Origin of the sequence: Terrimesophilobacter mesophilus (assembly GCF_014200375.1) — a bacterium.
Lineage (GTDB): Bacteria > Actinomycetota > Actinomycetes > Actinomycetales > Microbacteriaceae > Terrimesophilobacter > Terrimesophilobacter mesophilus.
Genome location: NZ_JACHBP010000001.1, coordinates 2,403,432 through 2,413,888, shown reverse-complemented (window position 1 = coordinate 2,413,888; position 10,457 = coordinate 2,403,432). Strand labels below are relative to the sequence as shown.

At 67.3% G+C, this 10,457-nt stretch carries 10 protein-coding genes; 3 read left to right on the top strand and 7 right to left on the bottom strand.

Annotated elements, in window-relative coordinates:
• The 4 genes from BKA04_RS11885 to BKA04_RS11870 all read right to left on the bottom strand — a co-directional run.
• The coding region (locus BKA04_RS11885) for a HelD family protein (RefSeq protein ID WP_183320706.1) at positions 1-1,673 on the bottom strand (1,673 nt) is incomplete at its 3' end.
• A gap of 113 nt (positions 1,674-1,786) precedes the next feature.
• Positions 1,787-2,593 carry a hypothetical protein gene (locus BKA04_RS11880; protein WP_104094575.1) on the bottom strand — a complete coding sequence of 269 codons (807 nt, stop codon included), beginning with the start codon at positions 2,591-2,593 and terminating at the stop codon, positions 1,787-1,789.
• Between the two features lie 20 nt (positions 2,594-2,613).
• On the bottom strand, positions 2,614-3,990 hold the full coding sequence (locus BKA04_RS11875) for an FAD-binding oxidoreductase (protein ID WP_104094574.1): 1,377 nt from the start codon (positions 3,988-3,990) through the stop codon (positions 2,614-2,616).
• Positions 3,987-4,901, bottom strand: a complete 915-nt coding sequence (locus BKA04_RS11870) for a ribokinase (RefSeq protein ID WP_104094573.1) — start codon at positions 4,899-4,901, stop codon at positions 3,987-3,989. The genes BKA04_RS11875 and BKA04_RS11870 overlap by 4 nt, the downstream gene beginning before the upstream one ends.
• A 44-nt stretch (positions 4,902-4,945) precedes the next feature.
• Here BKA04_RS11870 and BKA04_RS11865 point away from each other — a divergent pair, with 44 nt between their 5' ends.
• The 3 genes from BKA04_RS11865 (at position 4,946) to BKA04_RS11855 (ending at position 7,239) form a co-directional block, all read left to right on the top strand.
• Positions 4,946-5,782, top strand: coding sequence for a DNA-3-methyladenine glycosylase family protein (locus BKA04_RS11865; protein ID WP_232841903.1), 837 nt, complete (start codon positions 4,946-4,948; stop codon positions 5,780-5,782).
• A gap of 46 nt (positions 5,783-5,828) precedes the next feature.
• Positions 5,829-6,665 (top strand): class I SAM-dependent methyltransferase, encoded by an 837-nt coding sequence (locus BKA04_RS11860; protein ID WP_167309620.1) that lies wholly within the window; start codon positions 5,829-5,831, stop codon positions 6,663-6,665.
• A gap of 73 nt (positions 6,666-6,738) precedes the next feature.
• A complete protein-coding gene (locus BKA04_RS11855) occupies positions 6,739-7,239 on the top strand; it encodes a hypothetical protein (RefSeq protein WP_104094571.1) in 501 nt (166 codons plus the stop codon).
• 7 nt (positions 7,240-7,246) lie between these two features.
• Here the strand turns inward: BKA04_RS11855 and BKA04_RS11850 are convergent, their stop codons facing one another.
• The 3 genes from BKA04_RS11850 to BKA04_RS11840 all read right to left on the bottom strand — a co-directional run bounded on the left by BKA04_RS11850 (position 7,247) and on the right by BKA04_RS11840 (position 10,246).
• Positions 7,247-8,728 (bottom strand): aspartate ammonia-lyase, encoded by a 1,482-nt coding sequence (locus BKA04_RS11850; RefSeq protein ID WP_104096528.1) that lies wholly within the window; start codon positions 8,726-8,728, stop codon positions 7,247-7,249.
• Positions 8,729-8,789: 61 nt separating this feature from the next.
• Positions 8,790-9,020 (bottom strand): hypothetical protein, encoded by a 231-nt coding sequence (locus tag BKA04_RS11845; RefSeq protein ID WP_104094570.1) that lies wholly within the window; start codon positions 9,018-9,020, stop codon positions 8,790-8,792.
• Positions 9,017-10,246: an inorganic phosphate transporter gene (locus BKA04_RS11840; RefSeq protein WP_104096527.1), complete on the bottom strand. Its 1,230-nt coding sequence runs from the start codon at positions 10,244-10,246 to the stop codon at positions 9,017-9,019. The genes BKA04_RS11845 and BKA04_RS11840 overlap by 4 nt, the downstream gene beginning before the upstream one ends.
• Positions 10,247-10,457: the final 211 nt, after the last annotated feature.

Here is a 10,457-nt window from a genome sequence, read left to right as displayed (position 1 = left end):
AGCGGGATCAGCGCGTGCTCCCAGGTCTCGGCGGCGGAGACGGCAGCGGCCTGCGCGATGTCGCCGACGATCGTGAACGATCTCGACGGTCCCCTGCGCAGGAGAAGCCTCCATTGCATGGGAGACAGTTCCTGGGCCTCGTCCACGACGATGTGACCGAACGCCCAGGTCCGGTCCGCAGCCGCGCGCTCGGCGGTCGTGCCGGCATCCGCGAACTCGGCGAAACCGGACGCGAGGGATTCTGCGCTGACGATCCCCTTGACGCCCATGTTCTCGATGGCACGTTCCGCGTTCTCGATGTCGCGACGGCGTTGCTGCCTGGTCTCGCGCTTGAGAGCCGAGTTCTCCGTCGCCACCTCGCCGAGAAGCTCTGCGGCTTCATCCAGCAGCGGGATGTCCGAAATGGTGAAGGGGGATGTGCGGTCCCTTCGGAGGAGTTCGCGATCCGCCGCCGACCAGTCCGGCGTGAGCGATGCGAGCCAGTGCGGTCTCGCATAGAGGTCCTGAAGCAGCTTCTCCGGCGTGAGGGGCAGCCACGCCGTATTGAGTGCCACCCGAGCATCCTGCGCGCTCCGCACGTCTTCCCGCAGCATCGCGAGGTCGGACTCGTCGAGGGAGTTGCCCTGAGCGCGGAGCTGGGCTGCGAGCGTCCTCGTGATCGAGGCGACGGCCGCCTTGGCGAAGATGACGCGCGCCTCGTTGTAGGTCTTGCCGCTCTCTCGGCCGCGCTGGATCGCGGACGCCACGGTCTCCGGCTCGAGAATGATCGTGTCGCCGTTGACCTCGATCGGCTGCGGGGCGTCCGGAATACGCTGGCGCGACGCCACCGCGTGCGCGAGGAGGGAGGCCATGGTCGTGCGTCCCTTGATGCGGGCGATGCTCGGCGGGTCATCCTGAGTCGCCTCGACGCCGGGATACAACTGCCCCACGCTCGCGAGAACGACGCCCGATTCGCCGAGAGAGGGCAGCACGGCTTCGATGTACTTCAGGAATGAGCGCGACGGCCCGACGATGAGAACACCGCTCGACCGCAGGCGCTCGCGGTTCGAGTACAGAAGATAGGCGGCGCGATGCAGCGCCACCGCGGTCTTCCCGGTTCCCGGCCCGCCCTGCACGACCAGGATGCCGCCGAGGTCGGAGCGGATGATGCGGTCCTGTTCGGCCTGGATCGTCGCGACGATGTCGGACATGCGGCCGGTTCGCTGGGCGGTGAGCGCCGCGAGGAGTGCTCCCTCGCCCTGCAACTGCAGCGAGCCGTCGTCGAGGAGCTCGGGGTCGAAGACCTCGTCCTCGATGCGGACGAGCTTCCGGCCGCTCGAGATGAGGTGGCGTCGCGCCCTCGCCCCCATCGGAGTTCTCGCCGTCGCCTGGTAGAAGGCGCTCGCCTGCGGCACCCGCCAGTCGAGAAGGATGGGCACGCGCTCCGAGTCACGAAGACCGATCCGGCCGATGTACCGATGCAGGAGTTCCCCGTCGTCCCCATCCACCGAGATGCGACCGAATGCGAGCCGTTCCCCGACGTCTCTCAGCTGGAGGATGCGATCTTCATAGAGCCGTGCGAAGCTGTCCCGCTCGCTCCGAGCCTGGTGGCCGCCGCCGACACCCTGTGACCGGACGCTCGCGAGTTGCTCCTCCGTCTCGCGCTGGAGCTCGTCCAGCCGCCGGTACAACATCCCCACATACTCACGCTCGCGCTCAAGCTCGCTCGATGGCACCCAGGCTCACACCCCTTGTTTTCGGACATGCAAGTCTATCGGTTTCGACACGAAGGGCCCGCGCCGCCTGGTCAGTGCTGGCGGTTCTCCTGGCCCTGCTGTTCCCGCAGTATGGCGAGTGCCCTCGACACGCGTTCGCTCAGCCCCGCGACCTTGCGGGGCGCCTTCCGATCGAGATCCTCGAGAAGGAGAATCGCCTCAGCGCGCTGCTTCTGATGCACCGCGTGAATGGCCAGATTCCTGGCGAGCGCGATACGGGCTCCCCACACGGCCAGCCACGTGCTGAGGATGACCGGGACGACCGCGAGCACGACCTCCCACACCGAGAGCTTCCCGAGTGCCGCGAGCCAGATCGCGGCAACCAGGAGAACGAGGGCGACGACGACCGGAATGGCCCTCACCCATCGCCCCAGGATGACCCGTCGGCGAACGTCGTTGGCGCGGGCATCGATCGCCGTCAGCCAGGCGCGGTAGTCGGCGAGGCGCCCCTTGGCCAGGCGGGAACCGGTCTGCGCCCGCAATTCGTCCCTGAATACCTGGTATCCGGTCTGCGGCCGACGAAGGGCGCGCGCGGCCAGCAGCGCGGTGATAGCGCCGGCCGCGACGAGAGCGACCAGGAGGAGAGCACCCCACAGGATCTCCCCACGGTCGAGGAGCAGCCTCGACGCGGAGTCGACACCGAGGACGACGAGGACGAGCACGATCGCGCACACGGCGATCGTCCAGGCGAGAATGCGGTCGCGGTCGCGCGTGCCCGCCGCCCGCCCTGCCCGCCTCACCTGGTGGCCGGTCACGACATCGACGAGCTGGAGAAGGACCGCAAGCGACCACACCGAGACGGTGATGGCAAGAACCGTGGCGAGAGTGTCGGTGTGCATGTGCGCTCCTTCGCGTGAGTCTAGAAAACCTTGCCTGGGTTCAGTATCCCTTGCGGATCGAACAACCGCTTGATCTCGCGCTGGAGTCCGAGTTGGTCGCCGCCGAGCTCGTCGCCCAGCCAGCGCCGTTTGAGGATGCCGACACCGTGCTCACCGGTGAGCGTACCTCCGAGCGCGAGCGCGGCGGCGAACAGCTCGCCCGCCGCCTCCCAGATGCGATCGGGTACCTCTGGCGGCCCGCCCGTCGCGGGCCCGTCGATGAGGAAGTTGGGATGCAGGTTGCCGTCGCCCGCGTGCGCGACGGTCGGGATCGCTATGTGGTACTTCTGCTCGAGCAGGCCGATCCTGCGAAACATCTCCGGCAGCATGCTGCGCGGCACCGCGACATCCTCGATGAGCACTGTCCCCTGCGCCTCGAGCGAAGGATGGAATGCGCGGCGGATCGCCAGCAGCCGCTCGCCCTCCGCGGCATCCGTGCTGAGTTCCGCCTCGCCGCCGAGCGACCGGATGATCGCGAGTGCTTCGCCCGCCTCGGACGCGCTCGCCACCCCATCCGTCTGCACCAGGAGGTATGCGGTACCGCGCGACGACAGGTTCGACCCGAGATGCGCGTCGATCGCGCGAAGAGACGCGGCGTCGAGCAACTCCATGACCGCGGGGGCGAGGCCGGCTGCCGTGATCGCGGCGGATGCGGTGGCAGCCGCCTCGATATCCGGGAAGTACGCGCCGATCGTCGCGACCGTGCCGCGCGGCAGCGGGCGAAGCCGAAGCGTCGCTTCGACGATGACACCGAGGGTGCCCTCGGAGCCGATCATGAGCGCGGTGAGGTCGAGCCCGCTCACCCCCTTGACGCTGCGGTGGCCGAGGTCGAGCAGTCGGCCGTCGGCGAGTACGACTTTGAGACCGAGAACGGCCTCGCGGGTGACCCCATACTTCGCGCACAGCAGGCCGCCTGCGTTCGTGGCGATGTTGCCGCCGATCGTCGAGATCGCTCGGCTCGCCGGATCCGGTGCGAACCAGAGGCCGTGCTCGTGGAGCGAATCGTTGAACTCGCCGTTGAGGATCCCGGGCTCGACGACGGCGAGTTCGTCGGCGACCGACAACTCGAGCACGCGGTTCATGGCGAGCGTCGAGAGCACGATCTCGCCTGCCTCTCCGACGGCACCACCGGCCAGACCAGTGCCGGCACCGCGCGGGACGACGGGCATCCGGAACTCGTTGGCGATGCGCAGTGTCGCCTGGACGTCCTCGATCGACCCGGCGGTCACGATGGCGAGCGGCGCCGTGGCCGAGACGTGGCCGGATTTGTCCGCACGCGTGGACTCCAACGTGGACGGGTCGGTGGACAGAGCCGATCCGAGCGCTTCGCGCAGCCGGGAGAGGACGGCGTCCGTCACAAGGGCTCACCGAGCATCGCATCGATGCGGTCGCGCGCAGGGATCGACGGCACGGCTCCGAGCTTCTGCACGGACAGCGCCGATGCCGCCGTCGCGAACGCCGCAGCATCCGTGAGGCCGCGCCCCGCGGCGATCGCCGTCGCGAACGCACCGCAGTAGGTGTCCCCGGCTCCCGTGGTGTCGATCGCCATGACGCGGCGTGCGGGGACCCTCGCGAGCTCCCGGCCTCCCTGGTACAGGACCGAACCCTCCGCTCCGAGCGTCACGATGACCTGCGGAACGCGGGCCGCCAGCCGTACGGATGCCTCGGCGAGGTCGTCGCTTCCACCGAGCAGGCAGGCCTCGTGCTCGTTCACGATGAGGTAGTCGAGGATGTCGATGAGCTCGTCGGGAAGCGCACGAGCGGGCGCAGCATTCAGCATCACCGTGGTCCCCGCGGCCCTCGCCTCCCTTGCGGATTCGATGACGACCTCGAGCGGCAGTTCGAGCTGGGCGAGGAGGACGGCTGAGGATGTCACCCGGTCCCGTTCCTCGGCGGTGAGCGCCATGACCTCTGCGTTCGCCCCCGACGCGACGATGATGGTGTTCTCCGCGCTGTCGGCGACCACGATGAACGCCTGCCCCGATTCGACATCCACCCGACGGACGAGGGTCGAATCGATGCCGGAATCGGACATCGTCGCGAACAGCTCGTCGCCGTTCTCATCGGCTCCGAGTGCCCCCACAAACACCGTGTCACCGCCGGAACGCGCGGCGGCCACGGCCTGATTGAGGCCCTTGCCGCCGGGATATTTCGCGACGGAGTCCGCGATGAGGGTCTCGCCGGGGACCGGGATCCGTTCGACGGAGAAGACGACATCCATGTTGGCGCTGCCGACCACGACGATCCCTGAGTGCGGGGGGTTGATCATGACTCCAGCGTATCGGCGTGGGCCGGGCATGCGAGAGTGAAGGTGTGACCGCGACTCGACTGTTGACCGCCGCACCCTTCGACGGGCGCGGTGTCATGCGCTATCTGGCCGGCCACGCGGTTCCCGGCGTCGAGGCCGGTGACGGAGAGCACTATCGCCGCGACATCCGGACTCCGGGCGGACCGGCACGACTGGATGTTCGACTCGACGGCTCCGACGCGGTCCTCGCGACTCTCGACGGCGGTGCCATCCCTGAGGAGCTGGTTCCTCGGGTGCGGATGCTCTTCGATCTCGATGCGGATTCCGCGGCGATCGATGCGCACCTGGCCTCCGATCCCGCGCTCGAGGCGGCGGTGGCTGCGCGGCCGGGGATCCGACTGCCCGGCTCCCTCGACCTCCACGAACAGGTGCTGCGGACCATGATCGGGCAACAGATCTCGATCGCCGCCGCACGCACCGTGCTCGGGAGGCTTGCTCTCCAGCTGGACGGAACGGGCATGTTTCCCACCGCCCTGCAGTTCGCCGAGCGTGGCCTCGAGGTTCTCCGCGGCCCTGCCACCCGGGTGGCGGCCATCCACGGCGTGGCGATCGCCCTCGCTTCCGGCGAACTCGCCATCGACAACCTCATCTCCCCCGCGCAGCTCACAGAACGACTCGTCGCGTTGCCTGGCATCGGAGCGTGGACCGCGGGATATGTCGCGATGCGCGGCCTCGGCGCGCAGGACATCCTGCTCTCCACGGATCTCGTCCTGCTCAAAGGCGCCGCGGTGCTGGGACTTCCGGGCACGTCCCGCGGCATCGTCGAACGAGCGGCCGTCTGGTCGCCTTACCGCAGCTACGCGAACCTGCACCTCTGGCGCGCGACCCAGGCACCGGAGTAGCGTTCACGTCACAGAGCCCCGTATTGCCGAACCGCTGGAGGCCGCCGTGGACGTCGACAAGGCCATTGGAGAGCATTACGGCCGACCCGGACTCGAGGAGTCGATCCTTGCAGCCCTTGCCGCCGCTGGTCGCGATCCGGAACGCATCCGTCCCGAGGACATCGCCGACATCGACGAATTGCACGTCGGCGGGGCGACTACGGTGCGCCAGCTCGCGCACGATGTCGGACTGACCTCGCACGCCCGTATTCTCGACATCGGATCCGGGCTCGGCGGGCCGGCACGACAGTACGCTCGGGAGTTCGGAGCGATCGTGGACGGAATAGACGTGACACCACGGTTCGTGACGACGGCGGCATCGCTGACTCGTCGCTCCGGCATCACCGCCGGGGTGACGTTCACCCTCGGGAGTGCGCTCGACCTGCCGTACGAGGACGCCGTTTTCGATGCCGCGACCATGATTCACGTCGGGATGAACATCGAGGACAAGAGCACCCTGTTTCGCAGCGTCGCGCGCGTGCTCAAGCCGGGAGCCAGATTCGCGATCTTCGATTTCATGGTCGTGGGCGACGGAAAAGTGGAGTACCCCTTGCCCTGGGCGGACACCGTCGACACATCGTTCCTCGCCACACCGGACGACTACCTCTCACTTCTGGGGGATGCGGGCTTCGCTATCGACAAACAGGAGAGTCGGCAACAGGCTGCGTCCGAAGGGCCGGTTTCGCGGGCTTCATCCGGCAACGAGGGGCCACCGCCCGTACTCGGTCTGCAACTCGTGCTGGGAGAGAACGTGGCAACGCGAATGGCGAACATCTCGGCGGCGAGAGCTCGAGGCGTCCTCGCCCCCATCGAGATCGTGAGCCACATCGAGCGGCCCGCGTGATCCGCGGGCCGGCGAGGGCATGCGGTTCTCCATTGTGCAGCCCTTCTCAGGCAGAGCAAGTACCGTTGAGGGCATGCGATTGAAACTGTTGTTCATCGTCGGCCTCGGTGTCGGATATGTCCTCGGTGCCCGCGCCGGACGGCCGAGGTACGAACAGATCAAGGCGAAGGCCACGGACGCCTGGGAGGATCCGCGCGTCCAGAAGATCGTGACCGAGACGCAGGACTTCTTCAAAGACGCAGCTCCCGTCGTCCAGGAGAAGGTCGTCCAGGGCGCAAAAGCGGCTGTGGCCGGCGCACAGGACGTCGCAGCGCAGGCCGCCGAACTCGCGAGCGATGTGGCCGACACGGTCGCAACGACGTCGCGCAAGGCTTCCAGGAAGGCGAAGGAGACCTCGAAGAAGGTCGCGAAGGCCGCCCAGGATGCCTCGGCCGCTGTGTCGAAGACGGCCAGGAATGTCAAGGACCGCGTGGTCGATCGCGGCGAGGACGTCGTGAACGGTGTCATCACTGCCGCGGGAACCGCCCGCGACGGTGCGCTGGACGTCGACGATTCGGACGACAACCAGGCGTGACGCCCAGCTACTGCGCCGCGGGCGCCTCCGCGACGATGTCGATGACCCCGGTCACCGGCATGAGCCCGCTGAGCCGCTCGGGAGACAGAACGCGCGCCACGTCCTCGGCCTTCATGAGTCCGGCGTCGACGACGAGTTCGGCAATCGACGCGTTCGTCGTGAGCGCCGTGTGGGCGAGCGTCGCGGACGCCGCATACCCGATGTACGGGGTCAGCGCGGTCACGACCCCCACGGACGACTCGACCTGGGCCGCGAGCCGCGACGTGTTCGCGGTGATCCCGTCGATGCAGTGGATGCGAAGCGTGTAGCACGCGTTCGTCATCCACGCGAGGGACTGCAGGATGCTGTGCGCGATCACCGGCTCGAAGGCGTTGAGCTGCAGTTGGCCGGCCTCCGCCGCCGCCGTCACCGTCGCATCCGCACCGATGATGCTGAACGCGACCTGGTTGACGACCTCCGGGATGACCGGATTGACCTTCCCCGGCATGATCGACGACCCGGCCTGCCTGATCGGCAGGTTGATCTCGCCGATGCCGGCCTGGGGGCCGCTGGAGAGCAACCGGAGGTCATTGCAGATCTTGGAGAGCTTGACCGCAGCGCGCTTCAGGTGACCGCTCAGGGTCATGAAGATGCCGGCGTCGCTCGTCGCCTCGATGAGGTCCGGCGAGGTGACCATGTCGATGCCGGTGATCTCGACGAGATGCCTGCGGACGGCATCCGCATACCTCGGATCGGCCGTGATCCCGGTGCCGATCGCCGTCGCGCCCATGTTGATCTCATTGAGCCAAGGAATGGTCTCGTTCAGGCGGTCGTAGTCTTCTGTGATCGTGTGGGCGAACCCGTTGAACTCCTGGCCCAGGGTCATCGGCACGGCATCCTGGAGCTGGGTGCGCCCGACCTTCAGCACGTGTGCGAACTCGGTGCCCTTGCGCGCGAAAGCCTCGGTGAGCTTGACGTGCTCGGCGAGCAGGCGCTGCAGGCTCAGGACCATCGCGAGTTTGATGGCGGTCGGGTACACGTCGTTCGTGGACTGGCTGCGGTTGACGTCATCGATCGGATGCATGTCGACGTAGCCGCCGAACGGTTTCCCGAGGATCTCGAGGCAGCGGTTCGCGATCACCTCGTTCGTGTTCATGTTCGTCGAGGTTCCGGCACCGCCCTGAATGACACCGACCATGAACTGGTCGTGGAGCGCGCCATCGACGATCTCCTGGCAGACGCGGTCGATGAGGTCCGCCTTCGCAGCACTCAGTGTGCCGAGTTCCTTGTTCGCGCGCGCTGCGGCCTGCTTGACCATCGCGAGAGCACGGATGAGATCCGGGTAGACGGAGATCGGCCGGCGGGTGATCGGGAAGTTCTCCCTCGCTCGCGCGGTGTGGATGCCCCAGTAGGCATCTGCGGGAATGTCGAGTGAACCGACAGAGTCGCTTTCGGTTCTTGTCGGGCCCTCCGGCTGGTCGACGGGCAACGCGTTGGGCGCTTCAGACATCCGATGATCTCCTTCGATGATGGATGCTTTCACTCTACCTTCGTGCGGGACGCCGCCGAGTTCAGTGGAACGCGGGGACGATCAGGTACACGCCGAAGAGGACGAGTACCGCGCAGACCCCGAACAGCACGCGGGCCATGCCCATCCCGATCCTTCCTGCGCCGGGCTCGGCCGCGCGCGCATGGGTCGCGTTCTCGAAGAGCCGGATGCCGAAGGAGGCGATCGTGACGATGACGCTCGCGGCGACGAGAGACACGACCGCGACGAGGATGAACGACTCCCACTCGATCATGAGGCGTCCCTGCCCCGGATCTCGGTGTTCACTGCCGGCGTCTTCGGCGGCTTTGCGCTCGCGATGCTCGGTGGCGCCTTCGGCATGACAACGCTCGGCGTGTGGTGGACGACCGGGATCTCGCCCGTCACATTCGTGTGGTTGACCGGGTTCCTGCGCGAGCGGCGGAACATGAACACGATGACCGTCGCGCCGGCGAGCGCGTCTGCGGCCACCCCCCACGGGCCGAGCCGAGCGACGAGTTCGGCGATCGCGGCCATGGCTGCAGCGCAGGGAAGCGTCACGAGCCAGGCGACACCGATCCGCCCGGCGACGCGCCACCGCACCGACCGGTGGTTCCGTCCGAGGCCGGCGCCGATGATCGATCCGCTGGCCACCTGGGTCGTCGACAGCGCAAAGCCGAGGTGGGTGCTCGCGAGGATCGTCGCCGTCGTCGACGCCTCGGCGGCGAAACCCTGCGCAGGGGACACGTCCGTGATGCCGGTTCCGACCGTGCGGATGATCCGCCATCCTCCGACGTAGGTTCCGAGTGCGATGGCGAGTGCGCACACGGAGATCACCCAGAACTCCGGACCGGTTCCGGTTGCCTGAAACCCTGCGGCGATGAGGGTGAGGGTGATGACCCCCATGGTCTTCTGGGCGTCGTTCGTGCCGTGGGCCAGGGAGACGAGGCTCGACGTGAACACCTGGCCCATCCGGAATCGTCCCCGGGCGGCGTGGGCGTGGGGACCCCGCGTGACGCGATACGCGATCTTCGTGGCGACGTAGGCGATCCCCGCGGCGATGAATGGGGCGATGACCGCGGGGAGAACGATCTTGCTGAGCAGTACGCCGGGGTCGATCGCACCGAACCCGGCGCCGACGACGACCGCGCCGATGAGGCCGCCGAACAGCGCGTGGGACGAACTGGAAGGCAGGCCGAGGAGCCAGGTCGCGAGGTTCCACATGATCGCGCCGATGAGGCCGGCGAAGATCATGGTCGGCGTGATCTGGATGCCGCCATCGCCCTCCCGGATGAGCCCGCCGGAGATCGTGCGCGCGACCTCCGTGCTGAGGAACGCCCCGACGAGGTTGAGGATCGCAGCGATCGTCACAGCGACCCTCGGCTTCAGCGCGCCGGTGGCGATGGGGGTAGCCATCGCGTTGGCCGTGTCATGGAATCCGTTCGTGAAATCGAAGAACAGAGCCAGCACGACGACCAGCGCGACCATAAGTGAGATGTCCACTGCGGTCGAGTCTTTCATTCCGCTTTGCCATGGTCAACATGGGGCGGGTTGCCGCATCCGATGCCGTCAACGCGACAGGGGAATGGTGCCACCTGAAGCACCGCAAAGTCGTTGCCGGATCGGTATCCCATGACCCCCTGCTTTGGGGGATTATTAGATGTTCTCAACACCGCGACGGCACTCTAAGCTTCGTAGGTAACCAAGTTGACGT